This is a genomic window from Acetobacterium fimetarium (assembly GCF_014284475.1).
GTDB classification, from domain to species: domain Bacteria; phylum Bacillota; class Clostridia; order Eubacteriales; family Eubacteriaceae; genus Acetobacterium; species Acetobacterium fimetarium.
Map to the genome: position 1 here is coordinate 16,138 of NZ_WJBC01000009.1, position 18,313 is coordinate 34,450.

An 18,313-nucleotide genomic window follows, 5' to 3' on the forward strand; every position below is an offset into this window, starting at 1 on the left:
GCAGTTTCCACAAACGATTTCGTAACGTGTAGGCGAACAGTTCATCGAACTGTCCGCCGTACAGTGTAGAAATTGTTTCGTGCGAAACTGGGCACAGAGCTCACGGCACTTTCGCAATTACCTAAGGAAACTATTTTTAGGAGGTACGATGATGGAACCCTATCAAATTTTAGCAAGTGCGGTTATTATTCAGGCGGTTAAAGACTACCGCAAAGCCCTGCGTTTTGTGAAGCATCACCCACCAGACCTTGATATTGATTTACAACAACATGCGCCGCAACAACATGCGCGGCGCGATCAAGTGATCAAAAATGAGAATGAACGGGATGCGATTGAGCACTTCTTCCGGTCGGGATGGTTTGCGATGCTCTCCAACCTGGATGGCGAGCTGCTGTTAAAAAAAGTTTGTGAAATGGAGGAGGGCTGAGATGACCGCTTTGGATTTTTTAAGCCAGGCTTACCGGTTGGATCTTCGCATCGACAGTAAACTGGAACAGCTTAATTTTTTAAATGAACTGGCGACAAAATGCACCGCCACCATCAGCGATATGCCCCGCAACCACAACCAGCGCATTTCTTCGATGGCCGATACGGTTGCTCAGATCGTTGACCTACAAAGCGAAATTGACCGCGATATCCAGCAGTTGATCGACATCAAGCGGCGGATTGTTGCCTGTATTAAAGCGGTGGACAATAAAGAATTTCAAACCTTGCTTGAACTCCGCTTTTTGTGTGGTTATACCTGGGAGGAAATTGCCAGCAAGATGGGCTTTAGTATCCAGCACACCTACCGGATGCGGGATCGCGCTTTAAAGAAAATCGTGGTCAGCGCAAGTGGAGAGTAAAGGAGAGTTGATGTTAGTGACCAATGTGCTATAATGATAGTGTGAAAAAAGTAAGCGCAGGCCACCACGGGAGAAATCTCATGGTGGCTTTTCTGATGCCCAAAACGAGGTGAATACGGCGTCAGGTATCAGCCGGGAAAAAATTTAAAGCCTGGCGATGCTGAATCACAGAACAAATAAAAAAAAACAAATAAAAAATCAATTGGGAGGTCGTTATGGAAAAACCCATCAAGCCCTGCGAAATCTGTCAGGGGGAATGTCTGGTTGTGGAGTTGGATCAACCTGGTAAAAAATACCGGGTGGTCTGCAGCAGCTGCGGCAATGAATCCGAGCTGAAACGAACCCGGTCCGCCGCCATTAACGCCCACAACAAAACCGTTTACCGGGTTCACAAAGTATTTTCTGTTTGAGCATCCGCCAGTTTTCTGGCTTTGCTATAAAATTTTTTGAAAGGAGGATAACCAATGGCAATTGTAAAAGATTTTTTGTCCAATAAGATGGTCACCCGTCTGAACTACGGCATGGTCAATGGCAAGGAAGTCATCAAAAGCAAATCCTATGCCAATGTCAAACAAACGGCCACCATTGCCGAAATCCATCAGGTGGCGACTGCAATCACCGCTTTGCAAGTCCCGACACTGGAAGAAGTCCATCAGCTTCAGCAAGATCTGATCTTTAATGACGGACTGTAAGATTGAATGCTAAAAAAACTAAAAATGAAAGGAGCAAGATATGGCAGAATTAAAATTAGCAATGGTTTTTAAAAATGCCATGGATAAAAATGTATCCATGACGATCCCTGATGTTAAACCCACCGTCACCCAGGCGGAAGCCGTGGCCCTAATGGACACCATTCTAACGGTGGGTATTTTCACCCCTGATAATATCGCACTGGTGTCTAAGGTCGATTGTAAGATGGTGGAAACCACCACTTCTGACTTCTACAACGTCCCGTAAGGGTTGTGTGCCACAAAAGATAGCCCGTAACGGGCTTCTGAGGTTGTCAATAAACTACCGTACCGACCAATGACCAAGGGGTCAGACCCTTGTTAATCGGTTGTTCGCCGCGGAAGCGGACAGGCGATGCCGTGTCCGCTCCGATGCGTACAACATGATGTAACAATTGTCGGTACTACTTTATCTTTTTTGACAGTCTGAGACAGCCCGTTACGGGCTTCTTTTTTTTCAGTTTATGGCTGAGTTTAAATTAACGGCGCTAACAGCGCTTGGTTTACTGGGGGGCTGCATCGCCGAATTGCTCGGCGGCTGGGATGCCGGCCTCCAGTCATTGTTTTTGTTTATGGCCATCGATTATATCACCGGGTTAATCGTGGCCGGCGTCTTTAAGAAAAGCCGCAAATCCCAGCAAGGGGCGCTGGAAAGTCTGGCGGCCTGGAAGGGCCTGTGCCGCAAGGGGGTTACCCTGGGGGTGGTACTGATTGCCTGCCGGCTGGATCTGCTGCTGGGCGCCACCTTTATCCGGGACGCCACCATCATTGCCTATTGCGGCAATGAGCTTTTATCGATCACCGAGAATATCGGTCTGATGGGGGTACCGCTGCCGGCAATCATTAGCCAGGCACTGGAAGCCCTGAGGGAAAAAGAAGAAATAAAAGAAGAAATAAAAGAAGAAATAAAAAAGGGGGAAGAAAAATGAGTGACTATGTGAAGTGGATTCAGGAACAGTTACAGGCTCTGGGCTATGATCCGGGCCCGGTCGATGGGGTGAACGGTGAAAAAACGGATGCCGCCATCCGGCTGTTTCAGAAAGAAAATGATTTGGCGGTGGATGGGCAAGTGGGCGAACTGACCCACAGTGCCCTGATACAGGCCCGCAGTATGATTGACCTGAAAATGGATCAGGATGGTAAGCTGCTGCTGAAAAATTTTACCGAAGATGAATTTACCTGCGAATGCGGCTGCGGCCTTGATGTCTGCGACCGGCTGAAGGCTTTTGCCCAAAGGCTCCGGGATCAATTTGGCTGGCCCCTGGTGATTTCCTCCGGGGCCCGCTGTCCAACCGTCAATGCGGCGGTTGGCGGCGTGCCGGATTCCTGCCACCTCACTGGTCAAGCCTTTGACTGTTATTTCCCTGGTCAGATGAATGAAGCGGTGATGGCCCAGATGGCCGACGATGCGATCAGCCAGGAAATCGGCGTGATCCGCTATCCCAATCAGTTGTTTTGTCATTTTCAGGTTCCGCCACGAAACCAGATTATTTATTAAAAATTTCATATGAGAGCTTTTTTTTATTACCCCGGCCGTTGTGGCCGGGGGTTTTTTATTTTTTGGTTTATATAATGTGTATGACGCTTTGCACATATAGCTGAGTTGGAGCCGGGAAACCGCCACGGCTAAAGCGACAACAAGTAGTAGCTCGGGTGGAGCGCTAGCGGAGCCCGCACGCAGACGGCAAAGTTGAAGCGGCAACGATCGCCTGGGAAGCCGGCGGCTTCATGCTGGCGGTGCCAGGCACACTTAACTTAAGTCTGGCTATTTAAAATGGGTGTTTTTGACACTCTAACCATATTTTAAAAACGACTAAAATTTAAGATGTTTTTTAAACTGATTAGTGAATTTAACTGCGTATTTCATTCTTCCAGAGCAGCTCGCAAATCATCCATATTGGAATAACCTTTGATACTACTGTCTTTAGCCAGTTTTCTACCTTCGGTAATTGCAGCGACTGTTTCCTGATTTGGAACAGACAATTTCATTTCAAAAGGTATCCCATTTTCCCGGATTGCTTGTCTGAGAAAAATATTGATTGCCGTTGTCATGTTAAGACCAAGCTCTCCAAAAATTTTTTCTGCAGCTTCTTTGATATCTTTATCGGTACGAATATTCAAATTTGTACTAGCAGCCATTTTAAGCACCTCCTTACCTACCATCATTATAGTTCGAAATGATCATATTGTCAATTCAATGTGCGCATCATATACGAAAATCGCCTATAACAGCATGACATGGGGACGTTTCGCTTGTCATGCCATCAAAAGTATACCCGATGTCATCCGGGAATGAGGTTGCATTTGCAACGAAAGCTAAATAATAGCTGTTTTTTTAGCGAAGGCCAATGATTGGTTTTCTTTAGCCCAATGTGTCCCGCGCCGTTATCTGCATGCGTACTGGCCAGAGCGATCGGCTTATCTGCTCAAAATATAAAGCTCATTTTGCCGAGCCATGATCAACAATCCCGGGATGCTGTTTTTGGATGAACCCACCGGGGCGTTGGCAAAAAGGATTTGAGACACCGGCCGACGGGAGCAGTTTTTGGCGTTTCAAAACAATCGCGTTAGTGCGAAAGATAATCGAACACGTTCGAAAATCTAATTTTGAAGATACTAAAAAGATGTTGAACAATTGTTTAGCAAGATAAAAAGATTTATCCGGGCAGGGATAAGGTGTTACATTGGCAACATCTTTTTTTTTCTATCTTAATACTACAATAATAAGAACAGAACAAGTGGTAAGAGGGAGGCGGTCACGGCCTTTATTGACCGCGCCGACCAAAAATTGTATCAAGCCAGAGCCTCCGGCCGAAACCGGATCGTCGTCTGATTCAGGCATGACAAACGAAACGTCCCCATCGTCACCCCATCGTCACCTGGCGGGAGCTCATCAAGCCCCTGCAGAAGGAAATCGCCGCCACCATCCATGAATGCGGCATGATCTATATGCATCATGCAGACTGCATCCTGGAACCTATCGCAACGGATCTGGTTGAGATTGGTATCGATATCTGGCAGGGTGTCATCGCCCAGAACGATATCGTAAAAATCCAGGAGATCACAGCAGGAAAACTGGCTATGGTGGGCGGCATTGACGGACCGAAGATCGATGTGGAAAATATTACGGAAGAAAAAATTCGGGAAGAAGTGCGCCGCGCCGTCGATACTTACTGTCCCGGCGGACGTTTCTATCCGTCTATCCCCAATGGCATCTGCTTCCGGGAATGGAACAACAACATCTTCATGGATGAGTTGTCGAAATACGGCAGGGAATATGCACAAAAACACCCAATCGCTTAGTGCTTAAAACGCAGGGCTGATAAAATCAAGTCAGACATTGACAGCCCCAAAATCGGTAAACTTAAAAAAAGTTCGGATCATAAATTCCCGGTCCGAACTTTTTTATGATTGCAAAATCATAATTGCAAATCATTGGCTGTCAATGACAACTGGTTAGCAGGCGCCCTTATTCATCCCGGTGAAGAGCTGATTGAAGAAAACAATGATGAAAGCAGCAAGCAATGAATTAAAAAAACCACCCATGCTGATACTGGTCACAAAATGGTCGGCAATCATGATCGTCCAGGCATTCACAATAAAACTGAATAATCCCAGTGTCAAAAGGCTCAGCGGTAGTGTAATCAATAGCAGAATTGGCTTTAGTAATAAATTGACTGCCAACAGAACCAATCCCATGATGAGCAGTGCCGGGATGCTGCTGATTTGAATGGTATAAAAGATCAGTGACAGCAAATAGATCGTCACGATGATCGATAGATATTTCAAGAACAGTTTTGTCATTTTTACCTCCTAAAACAGTTTATCTGACTTTAATCAAAACTTTGACTTTGTTAGTGGTCACATCGATAAGATCATACGGTTCATCGCCGTTTAAAGACCTCAGCAGTTGAATGACATCGATGACGAGTTCTTTTATGAAATGGATTGAGATTCGGGATGATGAATTTGGGGCAGGTACTTTTGGTGCAAAAAAACACCCGATAATCAGAATGTCCAGAAAACAGTCCAGTAATTCTTCGAAAATATACAATTGGATTGGAAAGGGAATCTTTATGAACCGTCTGTCCTCAATCTGAAGCCGGATCCATAATGTGCGAAATCCCCTAATCGACATAGACCCGTACCTTGATCATCGACTGACTGCTTTCATCCCAGGCTTCCACATCCACGATATTCGGTTCATCCAGGGTACCATTGATCACTTCTTCGATTATTTTGGCAAAATCGATACTGGAAAGATCGATCCCTTTCGACTCCATGTCTTTTCTGGCATCGGGGGGAACCATCGCCGTCATTCTGTCGGCAATTTCACCGATGGTTGTCAGCAGACGGATCGGGATATTGACATTGACATTGACGGAATTATTATCCGATGTCACTTTCACCTTGAAAAATTTGTAGATCTGTTTTGTGGTCGGTTCAACATCCTGAATGGTTACCAGATCATTTGTCATATTCAGCGCTTCCAGAAGTTCCATCCCTTCCGCAGCAGTTATCTGCCCTTTTTCGATCATTTCCAATATTCGTTGTTGTTCGCTCATTAACTAATCTCCTTATTTTCTATAAATTTTTGATTTGTTCCGTTGCTTCTTTTGAAGAAATTTCACCTTTTGATAATTGTTCAAGAATTTCATTTCTAGCAGCAATTTTAGCGGTTTTCTCTTTAACTAGTTCTTTTGATGGGACTTCGTAGCCGAGTCCTTTTATAACTGTATCCAGTTTACCGCGAACCGTCGGATACGAGATCCCCATTTCTTTTTCAACATCTTTGATGTTACCACGACACTTTATGAAAACTCTGATAAATTCGAGGTCTTCATCTGGTAGCCGGCAGAATTCACAAGGCTGGAAATCACCTTCAATGGTTGTGGTACACTTGGGACAGCTGAGTTTGGTAATGGAAAGTTTTTCACCACATACGGGGCATTTGCCCGGAGCTTTGTACTTCATTCTTTTCACCATTCCTGTTTTGATTTGATTATAATATACTGCTATATATTAAATATGTCAATATAGAAATTGAAATAATTAATAAACATATTGAATATATTAATATATGATAGCTGCACCTGAACGTTCGCAACGCGTGCGGGCGGATGATGCGCGGCAGGTCATTGCTGAGGCAAAGGAATCAAATCCGGCGAAAATCACCTGGAAATGTTGACGCAACTTGGAAGACCTTTTTACAAAGTATTGATCTCTATTCACAAAATAAATACAAACGTTTACAAAAAAACTATTTACTTATTTTCCAAAGGTGCTATAATACAATTAATCAAAGATCAACCAATCCTTTTCAGAATTGAATGATTCCGATCATTGAAAAGTAAAGAGTAATCAACCAGCCAATAAAATAAAAGAAATAACTGAAATCAGACTAAAAGACTGAATAAAGAAAAATCGATTAAATTAAAGGCGAAAAAGAATTTGAATAAAATCAGATTCTGAAGAAATTAGGAAATGCAGGTAAACTCGCAAGAATTAAAGGAACGATGATTGAAAGATATTGATGAAACAAGAAAAGTTCTCAGGGTTTCTGAAAGCCATATCCAAAGAAAAATTGGAAAAGAGAAAAAAGTTCCGAATCAAAAATAACGAGTAAAGAATCAAGTAAATAAGCATCTGGTGAGTATAAAACAAACAAATCTTAAGAGTAAAACAAAGGTTGATGAAATTTACAGTGAAAAGTGAAAAAGAAGATTTTTGATAAAAAATCAATAGGAGGAATCCAAACGGATGACAACAGAGATTTTGGACTGAGCCGGTTCTGCAGATAAAAATGTGGAATCGGCTTCAGTCTTTTTTGTGTTGTTTTAGAATAATAAATTGGAAAGGTTAAAAATCCTTTCCGTCAGTCTCAGGAGCAGCCCCATACCATAGATTGTAAGCAAGGCATCGCAGGGATCATCATATGAGTAGCCATTATTCGTCCGATTTTGATTATGGTTTAAATCAGAGTCCTTGACAAACCGTTTGAAATATTATATTATCTATAAATACTCTTTGCACTGCATATTTATCTACAGTACAAACTGAGCAGGCGATGAATTTTGAAGGCATCCACTTTAAAATTTATGGGGCCGGGTCACAGAATGTGACAACAGATGAGAACAATCAAGCATCTGTGGGACAGTAGTTTACTTACTATTGTCTCACAGGTGCTTTTTATTTACGCAAAAGAGACAAGTGAATTGGATTTGCAGCTGTCGTTGAGCAATTAAATCTCATTAATGGAGGCAATATCATGGAGAAAAAGAATGAAATCAACACGGCGTTTTTTTCGGTAAAAAACATTGAAAAAAGTTATGGTACCGGGAGCGCAAAAGTAAAGGTGCTGGATGGTGTTTCAACAGAACTTTATGAAGGCGAGATCTGCGTAATTTTAGGACCTTCCGGAAGCGGTAAATCCACCTTTTTAAATGTGGCCGGAGGACTTGAAAGCATCGATGGGGGCAGCATCACGATTGATGGACAGGATATTTCGAAAATGGATCCCAAAAGTCTGGGTCGCTACCGACGCGATAAACTGGGTTTTGTGTTCCAATTTTACAATCTCATCCCCAATCTCACGGTTAAGGAAAACATTGAAGTCTGCGCATATCTCAGTAAAAATCCCCTTGAAATTGACGAACTTTTGCATACCTTGGGGCTCTGGGAGCACAAAGACAAGTTTCCGAATCAGCTGTCCGGAGGTCAGCAGCAACGCTGTGCCATCGGGCGTGCGCTGGTAAAGAATCCTGCGCTATTGTTGTGCGATGAACTCACCGGTGCCCTCGATTATAAAACAGCAAAAGAGATACTGGCGTTAATCGAAAAAATCAATCAAACCTATCATAACACCATTATTATTGTTACCCACAACGAGCCGATCAAGAACATGGCCCATCGGGTGCTTAAACTTCACGACGGTCGCATTGTCAAGGATTATGTGAATGAAACCCAACTTTCCGCTAAAGATCTGGAATGGTAAGGGGGAATGATCATGAAAAATCCATTGAGAAAACGTTTTAAACGTGATTTAAAAAGCAACAAAGGACGGTACTTCGCGATATTATTGATGATGACGGTTACCATCGCCATTATGTCGGGTTTTTTAGCGGTGGCAGACGGGGCTCAGAAAGTATTAAACGAGAATCGGGCAGACTGCAAATTAGAAGATGGTTCATTTACCGCAGTCAAGAAAATAAGCACTGCTGCCCAGGCCGAAACCGAAAAACTGGGAGTTTCTGTTTATGAAAATGATTATGTGAATGAGAAATTACCGGATGAAGCCACTCTTCGGATCTACCAGGACAGAGAGCAGATTAATCTGGTTACGGTCATCGATGGAAAAAGCCCAGTGAATAAAAATGAAATTGCAGTTGACCGGTTGTTTGCTGAGAGTTATGGACTTGAGGTAGGGGAATCGCTAACCATTAATGAAGTACCCATGATCATCACCGGTCTAATCAGTGTGCCGGATTACAGCGCCCTGTTTAAAAACAATTCGGATCTGATGATGGATTCCTTTCATTTTGGGGTTGGCATCGTCAGCGCGGGGGTCTTGCAGAGCTTTCCGGCCAATGAAATCGTCATGGACTATTCCTATTATTTTGACAATCGAGATTTGACCGAGAAAGAAAAAAGAAATCTGTCCACTGATATCAAAGATAAACTGGTCGATAATGGCGCGATCTTGACGAGTTTTGTCACGGCCGAGAACAATCAGAGTATTTCGTTTATCGATGATGATATGGGCTCGGATGTTCCCATGATGAAGGTGTTCCTTTCTCTGATTATCCTCATCATGGCCTTTGTCTTTTCAATTGTCATCACCAGTACGATTGAAACGGAAGCTCCGATTATTGGAACGCTTCTGGCGTCGGGGTATACAAAGTATGAATTAATCCGTCATTATATCACCATGCCCATTGCGGTGACTCTGGTCAGCGCAATGATTGGCAATATCATCGGCTATACGATGATGCCGGATTTCTTCAAAGGGATGTATTACGGCAGTTACAGCCTGCCACCCATGGATATAGAGTTGAATATGGAGGCCCTGCTGTTGACCACAGTGTTGCCCATTGCGATGATGATCGGCATTAATTTTGTGGCTTTATACCGGAAACTGTCGATTTCGCCACTTAACTTTTTAAGAAAAGAACTGAAGAAAAGCAAAAACAGACGGGCTGTCAAACTGCCCAATGTCTCTTTTTTCAATCGCTTTCGCCTCCGGGTGATCATTCAAAATAAAAAAAGTTATATCACTCTTTTTGTCGGAATTTTTCTGGCCAGTTTTATCCTGATGTTCGGACTTGTTATTACGCCGATGATCAGTCATTATGTGGATTCCATTAAACAATCAGCGGTTTCTGATTATCAGTATATTTTAAAAGGCCCAGTGGAACCGGAAAACCCGGGGAATGCCGAAAAAATGACATTCTCTGCGCTGGAAACATATTACAGTCCGGCTGGAAAAAATATCGAAGTTTCCTTTTTCGGACTCAGGGAAGATTCTGATTATTTTGATGATTTGCCGATATCCGACGATGAAAAAGGGGGCTATTTATCAGATGGCCTGGCTAAAAAGCTGGGTGCAAAACCGGGTGACACGCTTGATTTCGTTAATCCCTATACGGATAAGGAATATTCTATAAAGGTCATTGGCATCACCGATTATCCCGGCGCATTGACGGTGTTTATGAGTCAGAAACAGCTGAATGAACTTCTTGACCGGGACAGCAGTTATTTTAACGGCTATTTTTCTGATCAGGAACTGACCTTTACGGATAAAAACAGTCTGGCGACGGTGATCACCCCGGAAGATATGTCCAAGTTCGGAGATCAGATGCTTTCGTCCTTTAAACAGATGGCACCCCTATGTCTCTTTGCGGCCATTGTCATTTATCTGGTTTTGATGGTTGTGCTCACCAAACTGGTGATTGACAAAAATGCCCTGAGCATTTCATTCTTGAAGGTATTCGGGTATGAGACGTCGGAAATCAGAAAGATCTATCTGAAAGCAACGACGCTTGTCGTCCTGGGATCGCTGCTTCTTTGCTTGCCCCTGGTTAATCTTGGGATTCAAGGTTGCTTTCTGATTGTCCAGATGAAGTTGAGCGGTTATCTGCCTGTCTATATTCCCATGTATCTCTACGCAGAGATTGTGGCAATCGGCATGGCATCCTACTTTGTTATCAATTTTATCCATATGAGACGAATCAATAAAATTCAGTTGTCAGCAGCACTGAAGAATAGAGAATAGCATAAATATTTATTAGATACTAAACCACATTGAGATGATAATATTGCTGTTCTAGATTAACAAATGAAAGCCTGAAAAATTTTGCCAATATAAAGTTTTCATGTTAGGATGATTAAAAGTACGATTAAGGAAAGAGGAAAAACGAGTTGTTGTTAAAAAAAGAATGATTGATACTCAGACTCTGGACGGCTGAATAACAAAAATAAAAACAAATTATACGAACTGGGGGACTGAATAATGGCTGTTGATAAACAGTATTCATCTGATGTTGAAGCAATACTAACACGTCGGTATGACAATGGAGCCGACTACTGGACCACACCTGACAAGCGCCTAATAAAAGGCGCTCCTTTTTCTACGCTAGAGAGCGTGCATTATCTGCTGGAATTAGGCATGGAGCCGACCGAACCTTTGATAAAAGAATGCGCCGACTTGATATTCAGTACATGGAGAGAAGACGGCAGCTTTAAATTATACCCGAAAGGCTCTGTATATCCGTGCCACACCGTCAACGCCGCCGAGGTATTGTGCTGCATGGGGTATGCAACTGATGTCAGACTCAAAAGAACATTCGAGCATCTTTTGGATAGTCAACAGTCTGACGGTGGTTGGCACTGCAACAAGTTCAGCTTCGGTCGCGGACCGGAAACAGCGTTTTCAAATCCGTTACCGACGCTTACCGCTTTGAATGCGTTCCGTTTTACCGCTTATTTAAACCAAGAACCGGCGCTTGATCAGGCGGTAGATTTTCTGCTGGAACACTGGACAATCAAGAAACCGATCGGTCCGTGTCATTATGGGATCGGTACATTGTTTATGCAGGTTGAGTATCCGTTCCGTAACTACAACCTTTTTGTTTATGTCTATATATTGTCCTTCTATAACAGGGCTAAGAAGGATAAACGTTTTTTGGAAGCCTTTGAAGCGTTGAAGGCCAAAATGGTTGACGGCCAGATTGTTGTGGAGCGTGTTGTCCCCAAGCTGGCAGGTCTTTCTTTCTGTAGAAAAGGCAAACCAAGTGTGTTGGCAACCAGGCGCTATAATGAAATCCTGAAAAACATGACATAATAAATTTATGAACGCATCATGCAGTAGCAGGTTAAATTCATTTCGTCAGAGGAATGGGATTCCTTCAGTTGAAATCCAAAGTGCTCGTAAAGAGGTACATTATCAGGATTGAAGGTCTCCAAAACCATGGGCATTTTTTTTAACTCGCACATTTCAATGACAGGTGTGATCAAGGCTCTGAAAGCACCTGTTCCCTTCAGGGATTTATCAGTGGCGACAATCAGCAGATGATACACATCCCCATCAAAATAGGCGGTATGCCAGTTTTGAGGTATGATTTCGACTTGTTTTACGGCCCGGTCCTGGAGTATTTGAAGTTCTGCTTCTGTGACTACTTCGATCAATTGTCGGGATGAACGCTGCATGACTGGAATCAGTTTGTCTTCAGGCAACGCGTTTGTTGAGTAGCCAATCAGTAACCCTTTACCACCATCCAGCACATTTACCGCATTTTCTTCCATAAAAGCCTGGATCTGTCCCTCAAACTGCAATTCAATCAGCAATCCGGCACGCTCCAGATCTTTTATCTGAAACAGGACCCCAGGATCTTCCATAAACCTTGTTTTCGTCAGTTGTGTATATGCTTTTAATTCATTTTCTTTCATCATCAACCTACTCCCGTCATTAAATGACCGGCTTCTTTCTTTCGAATTTTTTCAGGTTTTGGCACTTGTTTTTCTGTACAGTGTTTTAATAATCGCTTTTATCTCAGAAATGACTAACACTGACTGCAAATTTAGAAATATTATACCATACATGGAAAAGACCATGAATGGTCATGAAGAATAATTTCCAGAAAGATTGTCCTATGTCAGAAAACCGCTTTTTATGATAAAATTATAATATAAAAATACAACCCCCAAACAGGAGCAAAGCCAATGGAGATACAGGATTTAATCATTTACACGAAAACCATCGAGAAACGGAAAGCTGAGTATGCAGATTTCCCCGAGGTATTATCAGCGGAACTATCAGCATTTCTTTCTCAGAAGGGGATCGGAAAACTGTACTGCCATCAGGCGGAAATGTTTGAGCGCGCAATAGAGCAAAAGCATATCGTGATCACCACTTCGACCGCCAGCGGCAAAACCCTCAGTTTTTTACTGCCGGTGCTTCAGGAAATTCTGGCCAATCCTCTGGCGAGAGCCATTTTCATTTATCCCACCAAAGCCCTGGCCAGTGATCAGTACCGCGCGATCCGGCCCTATCTGGAATATTTCGGGGAAAACAGAGTGTCGGCCGGGGTCTATGATGGCGATACGCCGGTTAATGAACGCAGCCGGATCCGAAAAAGCGCGAACATCATTTTAACCAACCCGGAAATGTTGAACAGCGCCTTTCTGCCGAATCACAGCAAGTTTGGCTTTGATTTCATTTTTTCCAATCTGAAGTTTGTGGTCATCGACGAGCTGCATACCTACCGTGGCGCCTTCGGTTCCCATCTGGCTAATGTTTTTCGGAGACTCAGAAGAGTGTGTCGCTATTATAACGCCGCCCCGCAGTATCTGTGCAGCTCGGCGACGATCGCCAATCCGGTCGAGTTGGCTGAAGAAATCTGCGGACAGAAATTTATTCGGATCGAAAAGGATGGCTCACCGGCGGCGCAGCGAAAATACGTGCTGGTCCAGCCGCCAAAGATGGTGGGGTATGATAAACAAACGATCGGACAGGTTCAGACCACTGTTGTTGCAGCGGAGCTGATTCCGGAGCTGGTGGAAAATGAACACAGTTTTATCGCTTTTGCAAAATCCCGAAAAAACGTTGAGGTCGTTCTGAAAGAATCCCGGGATAAACTGGAAACCGAACATTTTTTCGGCGCCTCCTTAACCGATAAAATATCCGGCTACCGGGGCGGCTATACCCCCCTGGAACGCAAGGAAATTGAAAACAAAATGATCACCGGCGCCTTGCGGGGTCTGGTATCGACCAATGCTCTAGAATTGGGAATCGACATCGGAAAAATCGATACCACTGTTCTGGTGGGATATCCGGGGACCCGGGCATCCTTCTGGCAGCAGACCGGAAGAGCTGGCAGAAGCGGCAAAGAATGCACGAATTTTCTGATTCTTGATAATCTGCCCTTCGACCAGTACATCGCCATCAATCCGGACTGGCTTTTTGAAAACAGTTGTGAAAATGCCGTCATCGACAAGAATAATCTGTTGATTCAGCTGGCCCACATCCGGGCAGCGGCAGCTGAAATACCATTAACCCTGGATGACATTTCGCTTTTCCCTGATTTGGGAGAAACCATTCCGGTGCTGATCCGGGCTAATGAATTAACCAATATGAACGGCAAGTTTGCCTGGACCGGAAATGTTTTCCCAGCCGGGGACTTCAGCCTGAGAAACATCGATAAAGCCCGATACAAATTGATTAACCAGGAGAACAATAAAGGAATTACCGAAATGGATGAAATGCAGGCATTCCGTGAAATTCACAATGGCGCGATTTATATGCATGACGGTGTCCAGTATCAGGTGCTCAAACTGGATCTGGAAAGCAAAACGGCCTTTGCCATCCCATTCAACGGCAACTACTATACCATGCCGGGAAGCCATACCAATATCCGGATCATCAATGGCAGTAAGGTGAAGGATTATCAGCGTCTCAGCGTTGCATTTGGTGATGTGAACGTCAATGAAATGGTTCTGATGTATAAAAAGCTGCAGTTTCACAACCATCAGAATTTAGGCTTTGAACAACTGGAACAGCCGTTGGCAAAGGATTATGATACCGAAAGCACCTGGTTAAAGATTCCTGATAACGTGGTGAACGTCTATCGCAGACTGCTCCAACGGAGTCAAAATGGCCAGCTGATCCGGAACAACCATTTCGAGGGCTTGTGCTATGCCATTAAAAGTGTGGCCATGATGGCGACCATGACCGAACGGGAAGACATTGGCGTGGCTATGTCGAACAACGCCATTGAAATCGGCGAAAACTTCGGGGATGCGGTCTATTTGTTCATTTATGACAAGTACATCGGCGGCCTCGGTTATGGTGAAAAAGTGTTTGACCTGATTGCACCAATACTTGAAAATGCCATTAAAATGGTCAGTGGCTGCCAATGCGAAGATGGCTGCGCAGCCTGCATCGGCGATTATAAGTTGGATAAAGCGATGATTCTCTGGGGACTGCGGAATTTTCTGGCCGAAATGGAGGCCCCGAAAGGCATCAAACTGGTGGAATATGCACCGTCCATCTTCATTGAAAAACCGTTTCAATTTAACCAACTCCAGGAAAAATGGCCAGCATTCTGTGACTACATGCTGGAAAAGGGCGACCCGTTTGCCGCCTTTTTAAGCGCCGTGCCGGAAGTGGTAGTGTGCGGCCAGGTGCTGACTCTGGTTCTGCATCATGATTTTTACAAGGAGTGGGTCATGGAAAAAACCAACAAACGCAGCCTGATCAACATGATCCTCTTTTATACCGAAGCTCCCGCTGAGATCGAATTGAGCATCAGAATTGATCCCACCGATGATGCGCGATCCGATGTGAAAAATAAATTACAGAAAAGATACGAAAATCTTGTGGAATAGGAGGCGTCAATGCAACCGATCAAAGAGTTGGAGAAACTGAATGATTATCAGAAGGCAGCCGTACTGGATCAGAGCGAGGTCTGCATTGTCAACGCTCAGGTCGGCAGCGGGAAAACTACCGTCCTGATTTCAAAGATTATGTATCTTCATCATGTGAAAAAGATCAGCTATCGGGATATGATTGTTTTAACCTTTACCAACAAAGCCGCCAATGAGATCAAAGAACGGCTGCTTAGTGCTGATGATGGCATCTCAAAGGAAGATCTGGTTGGGTTTGGCACCTTTCACCAGGTGGCGCTTCATCTTCTCAAAGACGAATTGCCGGTGGAAAAAATGGGCTATAAAAAAGACTTTCTGGTCATCGCCCCCGATGAAGAATTGGATATTGCTTTGCCGATCATCCGGGAAAAGAAGCTGCGCATTAAATTTAAAAACCGGCTAAAAAAAAGGCTGGAGCAAGCAATCGCTATTCAGGACGAAGCCCAGAAAATTTCACCTTATCAGGATGACATCTTTGCGCTGATTGTTTTGCTGACAGAAGAAAAAAAAAGACAGAACAAAATGTCGTTTGCGGATTTAATCCAGAATGCCACGGCCTTATTGGCGGATGATCAGCCAGCGCCCAGGTGGATCATCATCGACGAGGTACAGGACAGCGACCAGTTGCAGCTGGCGTTCATTGATCGGTTAAAAGGAACGGATACCAGACTATTTGCGGTGGGCGATCCCAACCAGATCATCTACAGCTGGCGGGGCAGTACCTTGAATGTGTTTGCAACACTCATTCAGAAATACGATGCCAGCGAACGGACCCTGCCGATTAACTACCGGTCCAGCCGTTCGATTCTGGAGGCGGCGAGGTGCTTTCTGAAAGACGGCAGCGATTTGACCGGCATCCGGGAAACGGGCAGCAAAATCGTGGTCAAAAACCAGTATAACCCTTTCAATGAGGCCTGCTATCTGGCCGATCGGATTGAAGCAATTCATCAGCAGGGGATTCCTTACCATGAGATCGCCATCTTTTACCGGACCCAGAACCAGTCCCGGGTTTTTGAAGACGTGTTTTTGAAAAACAACATTCCCCATGAAGTATCCCTGAAGAAGACGATCCGGGATATTCCGGTGTTGAACTGGCTGATTAAACTTCTGCGCTTTTCGATTAATCATGACGATTGGTCATCGGGCATCGATGTCCTCTGCAATAAGGAGTATGGGGAAAAAAGGACCGAAAAAGCGGCCCGAAAAATACTGAAAGAACCGGCGGCCGATCAGTCCGAGCTGTTTGCAAAAATGAACGGGTTTGTCAGTCACTGTTCGGAAGTGAAGAAACCGGAGGAGATTTACCATTATTTTGAACTGGACCGCTATATCCGGCCAACGGCTTCGACCTATGGAGAAGACAAGGCGTCCATTGAACGTCTGCTGAAGCTCATCATCGACTATATCGAGGAAAAGCAGATGCCGTTGCTGGAAGGCCTGACCGATTTTGTCAATTCCTCAGCCCTTTATGGCATCAATATTCTCAAAAAAGACATCGACAGCCATGCCGATTCGGTTAAACTGATGACCCTGCATGCTTCCAAGGGGCTGGAGTTTTTATATGTGTTCATTATCGGCATCAATTACGGGCTGATTCCGCTGCATATGAAAAGTCCGGAAGAGGAAGCGGAAGAACGGCGTTTGTTCTTTGTCGGCATGACCCGGGCGAAGGATGTTCTGGAGCTTTCCTTCTATACCAACCCGGATGACTACCGGGTCATCCCCGGGGAAAGCCGATACATCAACATGATTCCGCCCCAGCTTGTTGCGAATCAGTTGGCCAAACCGGCGGCAGCGGTCAATCTGCAGGAACTGAAAAAACAGATTCAGGCGGCTAAAGTCGCAGAAGAAAAAGCGCAGAGCGCAGCCGAAATCGAATCGGCCGAAAGCGAAACTGTCATCGCAGAGCCTGAAAAACGAGTGCGGCATCAGAAATATGGCATCGGAATAGTCATAAAAGAGGATGAGACGATGATCGAAGCGGATTTCGAACATTACGGCAGCAAAGAATTCATCAAAGCGTTCAGCGAGCTGGAATATCTGTAAGATGGTTATAAAAGGCGGTATACCGCGATAAGATTAAAAAAATGGTTTAGTCACGTTATGATTTCCACGAACAATCCCGGTATAGTTGTTGATTTCTCTTGACAATACGAAAAAAATTAGATAAAATTCATTGCAAGTACTCACTTGCGTGGAGGTGTCGCATTGGACGAAACGAGTCAGAAAATCATTGATGTCACGATGGCTCTTGTCAGAGACAAAGGCTATGTTGCAACAACTACGAAAGATATAGCAAAGGATGCCCAGATTAATGAATGCACAATTTTCCGGAAATTCAAAGGAAAAAAGGATATCGTGTTAAGCGGCATGAAGCAGCAAGAATGGCGGGCAAACATAACCCCCGATGTTTTTAAGAATGTGAAATGGAATTTGCAGGAGGATCTGGAAATGTTTATGAACAATTATCTAGATCGGGTAAACGCGGATTTTGTGAATCTTTCGATCGGACTGCGGGCACCCCAGATATACGATGAGACAGCCGCTTTGATAATGAAAATCCCAGAGATATTTATTCAATATTTAACGACATATTTTGAGAAAATGCATGATAAAGGCAAACTGGCGGAAATGGATTTTCACAGTCTGGCAATCACTATTTTTTCTTCAACATTTGGATACACTTTTTTAAAAGCTTCCTTTGAAGATAAACTGATTGATGTCAAGCAGAAAGACTATGTTGAACAAAGTGTAAAAATGTTTATAAACGGCATTCAAAAAAACAGTTGAGTCTCATGGCACTATTCGTTTGTAATAGTG

20 protein-coding genes and 1 riboswitch are annotated in these 18,313 nt (G+C 44.1%); of the genes, 14 read left to right on the forward strand and 6 right to left on the reverse strand.

The features are described 5' to 3' along the window. Positions 1-148: 148 nt before the first annotated feature. The 7 genes from GH808_RS07520 (at position 149) to GH808_RS07550 (ending at position 3,071) form a co-directional block, all read left to right on the forward strand. A complete protein-coding gene (locus GH808_RS07520; protein ID WP_186842168.1) occupies positions 149-427 on the forward strand; it encodes a hypothetical protein in 279 nt (92 codons plus the stop codon). 1 nt (position 428) lies between these two features. After that, on the forward strand, positions 429-845 hold the full coding sequence (locus GH808_RS07525) for a DUF1492 domain-containing protein (protein WP_186842169.1): 417 nt from the start codon (positions 429-431) through the stop codon (positions 843-845). A gap of 215 nt (positions 846-1,060) precedes the next feature. Then, positions 1,061-1,255 (forward strand): hypothetical protein, encoded by a 195-nt coding sequence (locus tag GH808_RS07530; RefSeq protein WP_186842170.1) that lies wholly within the window; start codon positions 1,061-1,063, stop codon positions 1,253-1,255. 54 nt (positions 1,256-1,309) lie between these two features. Continuing rightward, positions 1,310-1,537: a DUF1659 domain-containing protein gene (locus tag GH808_RS07535; protein WP_186842171.1), complete on the forward strand. Its 228-nt coding sequence runs from the start codon at positions 1,310-1,312 to the stop codon at positions 1,535-1,537. 40 nt (positions 1,538-1,577) lie between these two features. Then, positions 1,578-1,802, forward strand: a complete 225-nt coding sequence (locus tag GH808_RS07540) for a DUF2922 domain-containing protein (protein ID WP_186842172.1) — start codon at positions 1,578-1,580, stop codon at positions 1,800-1,802. Positions 1,803-2,037: 235 nt separating this feature from the next. Then, on the forward strand, positions 2,038-2,502 hold the full coding sequence (locus GH808_RS07545; RefSeq protein WP_186842173.1) for a phage holin family protein: 465 nt from the start codon (positions 2,038-2,040) through the stop codon (positions 2,500-2,502). Next, positions 2,499-3,071 carry a peptidoglycan-binding protein gene (locus GH808_RS07550; RefSeq protein WP_186842174.1) on the forward strand — a complete coding sequence of 191 codons (573 nt, stop codon included), beginning with the start codon at positions 2,499-2,501 and terminating at the stop codon, positions 3,069-3,071. Before GH808_RS07545 ends, GH808_RS07550 begins: the two co-directional genes overlap by 4 nt. A gap of 365 nt (positions 3,072-3,436) precedes the next feature. Here the strand turns inward: GH808_RS07550 and GH808_RS07555 are convergent, their stop codons facing one another. Both GH808_RS07555 and GH808_RS07560 read right to left on the reverse strand, forming a co-directional pair. Then, entirely contained in the window at positions 3,437-3,712 is a 276-nt protein-coding gene (locus GH808_RS07555) for a type II toxin-antitoxin system RelB/DinJ family antitoxin (protein ID WP_186842175.1), read from the reverse strand. Positions 3,713-4,366: 654 nt separating this feature from the next. Beyond that, on the reverse strand, positions 4,367-4,531 hold the full coding sequence (locus GH808_RS07560) for a hypothetical protein (RefSeq protein ID WP_186842176.1): 165 nt from the start codon (positions 4,529-4,531) through the stop codon (positions 4,367-4,369). Here GH808_RS07560 and GH808_RS07565 point away from each other — a divergent pair. After that, a complete protein-coding gene (locus GH808_RS07565; protein ID WP_207722283.1) occupies positions 4,523-4,876 on the forward strand; it encodes a uroporphyrinogen decarboxylase/cobalamine-independent methonine synthase family protein in 354 nt (117 codons plus the stop codon). The genes GH808_RS07560 and GH808_RS07565 overlap by 9 nt on opposite strands. 153 nt (positions 4,877-5,029) lie before the next feature. On the opposite strand, the gene GH808_RS07570 is transcribed toward GH808_RS07565, so the two are convergent. The 3 genes from GH808_RS07570 to GH808_RS07580 all read right to left on the reverse strand — a co-directional run bounded on the left by GH808_RS07570 (position 5,030) and on the right by GH808_RS07580 (position 6,547). Continuing rightward, the gene (locus GH808_RS07570; RefSeq protein WP_186842177.1) at positions 5,030-5,377 is read right to left on the reverse strand and encodes a phage holin family protein; all 348 of its coding nucleotides are present in this window, start codon (positions 5,375-5,377) and stop codon (positions 5,030-5,032) included. Positions 5,378-5,700: 323 nt separating this feature from the next. Continuing rightward, positions 5,701-6,138: an SHOCT-like domain-containing protein gene (locus tag GH808_RS07575; RefSeq protein WP_186842178.1), complete on the reverse strand. Its 438-nt coding sequence runs from the start codon at positions 6,136-6,138 to the stop codon at positions 5,701-5,703. Between the two features lie 19 nt (positions 6,139-6,157). Further along, positions 6,158-6,547 carry a DUF2089 domain-containing protein gene (locus GH808_RS07580; RefSeq protein WP_186842179.1) on the reverse strand — a complete coding sequence of 130 codons (390 nt, stop codon included), beginning with the start codon at positions 6,545-6,547 and terminating at the stop codon, positions 6,158-6,160. Positions 6,548-7,619: 1,072 nt separating this feature from the next. Then, positions 7,620-7,732: riboswitch (NiCo riboswitch) on the forward strand. A 109-nt stretch (positions 7,733-7,841) separates the two neighbouring features. On the opposite strand from GH808_RS07580, the gene GH808_RS07585 reads away from it, so the two are divergent. The 3 genes from GH808_RS07585 to GH808_RS07595 all read left to right on the forward strand — a co-directional run bounded on the left by GH808_RS07585 (position 7,842) and on the right by GH808_RS07595 (position 11,912). After that, positions 7,842-8,567: an ABC transporter ATP-binding protein gene (locus GH808_RS07585; protein ID WP_186842180.1), complete on the forward strand. Its 726-nt coding sequence runs from the start codon at positions 7,842-7,844 to the stop codon at positions 8,565-8,567. 12 nt (positions 8,568-8,579) lie between these two features. Continuing rightward, positions 8,580-10,844 carry an ABC transporter permease gene (locus tag GH808_RS07590; protein ID WP_186842181.1) on the forward strand — a complete coding sequence of 755 codons (2,265 nt, stop codon included), beginning with the start codon at positions 8,580-8,582 and terminating at the stop codon, positions 10,842-10,844. A 237-nt stretch (positions 10,845-11,081) separates the two neighbouring features. Then, positions 11,082-11,912: a prenyltransferase/squalene oxidase repeat-containing protein gene (locus GH808_RS07595; RefSeq protein WP_186842182.1), complete on the forward strand. Its 831-nt coding sequence runs from the start codon at positions 11,082-11,084 to the stop codon at positions 11,910-11,912. Between the two features lie 5 nt (positions 11,913-11,917). On the opposite strand, the gene GH808_RS07600 is transcribed toward GH808_RS07595, so the two are convergent. Further along, entirely contained in the window at positions 11,918-12,520 is a 603-nt protein-coding gene (locus GH808_RS07600) for a hypothetical protein (RefSeq protein ID WP_186842183.1), read from the reverse strand. A 270-nt stretch (positions 12,521-12,790) separates the two neighbouring features. Between GH808_RS07600 and GH808_RS07605 the strand changes: the two genes are divergently transcribed. From GH808_RS07605 to GH808_RS07615, 3 genes are all read left to right on the forward strand, one after another. After that, on the forward strand, positions 12,791-15,454 hold the full coding sequence (locus tag GH808_RS07605; RefSeq protein ID WP_186842184.1) for a DEAD/DEAH box helicase: 2,664 nt from the start codon (positions 12,791-12,793) through the stop codon (positions 15,452-15,454). A 9-nt stretch (positions 15,455-15,463) separates the two neighbouring features. Then, entirely contained in the window at positions 15,464-17,539 is a 2,076-nt protein-coding gene (locus GH808_RS07610) for an ATP-dependent helicase (RefSeq protein ID WP_186842185.1), read from the forward strand. Positions 17,540-17,701: 162 nt separating this feature from the next. Next, complete coding sequence (locus GH808_RS07615; protein WP_186842186.1) at positions 17,702-18,283, forward strand: TetR/AcrR family transcriptional regulator; 582 nt, start codon at positions 17,702-17,704, stop codon at positions 18,281-18,283. Positions 18,284-18,313: the final 30 nt, after the last annotated feature.

Bases quoted from the DNA above. Each gene is read 5' to 3' on its own strand.
- GH808_RS07520 (WP_186842168.1), top strand. From the start codon at position 149: ATGATGGAACCCTATCAAATTTTAGCAAGTGCGGTTATTATTCAGGCG.
- GH808_RS07525 (WP_186842169.1), top strand. From the start codon at position 429: ATGACCGCTTTGGATTTTTTAAGCCAGGCTTACCGGTTGGATCTTCGC.
- GH808_RS07530 (WP_186842170.1), top strand. From the start codon at position 1,061: ATGGAAAAACCCATCAAGCCCTGCGAAATCTGTCAGGGGGAATGTCTG.
- GH808_RS07535 (WP_186842171.1), top strand. From the start codon at position 1,310: ATGGCAATTGTAAAAGATTTTTTGTCCAATAAGATGGTCACCCGTCTG.
- GH808_RS07540 (WP_186842172.1), top strand. From the start codon at position 1,578: ATGGCAGAATTAAAATTAGCAATGGTTTTTAAAAATGCCATGGATAAA.
- GH808_RS07545 (WP_186842173.1), top strand. From the start codon at position 2,038: ATGGCTGAGTTTAAATTAACGGCGCTAACAGCGCTTGGTTTACTGGGG.
- GH808_RS07550 (WP_186842174.1), top strand. From the start codon at position 2,499: ATGAGTGACTATGTGAAGTGGATTCAGGAACAGTTACAGGCTCTGGGC.
- GH808_RS07555 (WP_186842175.1), bottom strand. From the start codon at position 3,712: ATGGCTGCTAGTACAAATTTGAATATTCGTACCGATAAAGATATCAAA.
- GH808_RS07565 (WP_207722283.1), top strand. From the start codon at position 4,523: ATGCATCATGCAGACTGCATCCTGGAACCTATCGCAACGGATCTGGTT.
- GH808_RS07560 (WP_186842176.1), bottom strand. From the start codon at position 4,531: ATGATGCATATAGATCATGCCGCATTCATGGATGGTGGCGGCGATTTC.
- GH808_RS07570 (WP_186842177.1), bottom strand. From the start codon at position 5,377: ATGACAAAACTGTTCTTGAAATATCTATCGATCATCGTGACGATCTAT.
- GH808_RS07575 (WP_186842178.1), bottom strand. From the start codon at position 6,138: ATGAGCGAACAACAACGAATATTGGAAATGATCGAAAAAGGGCAGATA.
- GH808_RS07580 (WP_186842179.1), bottom strand. From the start codon at position 6,547: ATGAAGTACAAAGCTCCGGGCAAATGCCCCGTATGTGGTGAAAAACTT.
- GH808_RS07585 (WP_186842180.1), top strand. From the start codon at position 7,842: ATGGAGAAAAAGAATGAAATCAACACGGCGTTTTTTTCGGTAAAAAAC.
- GH808_RS07590 (WP_186842181.1), top strand. From the start codon at position 8,580: ATGAAAAATCCATTGAGAAAACGTTTTAAACGTGATTTAAAAAGCAAC.
- GH808_RS07595 (WP_186842182.1), top strand. From the start codon at position 11,082: ATGGCTGTTGATAAACAGTATTCATCTGATGTTGAAGCAATACTAACA.
- GH808_RS07600 (WP_186842183.1), bottom strand. From the start codon at position 12,520: ATGATGAAAGAAAATGAATTAAAAGCATATACACAACTGACGAAAACA.
- GH808_RS07605 (WP_186842184.1), top strand. From the start codon at position 12,791: ATGGAGATACAGGATTTAATCATTTACACGAAAACCATCGAGAAACGG.
- GH808_RS07610 (WP_186842185.1), top strand. From the start codon at position 15,464: ATGCAACCGATCAAAGAGTTGGAGAAACTGAATGATTATCAGAAGGCA.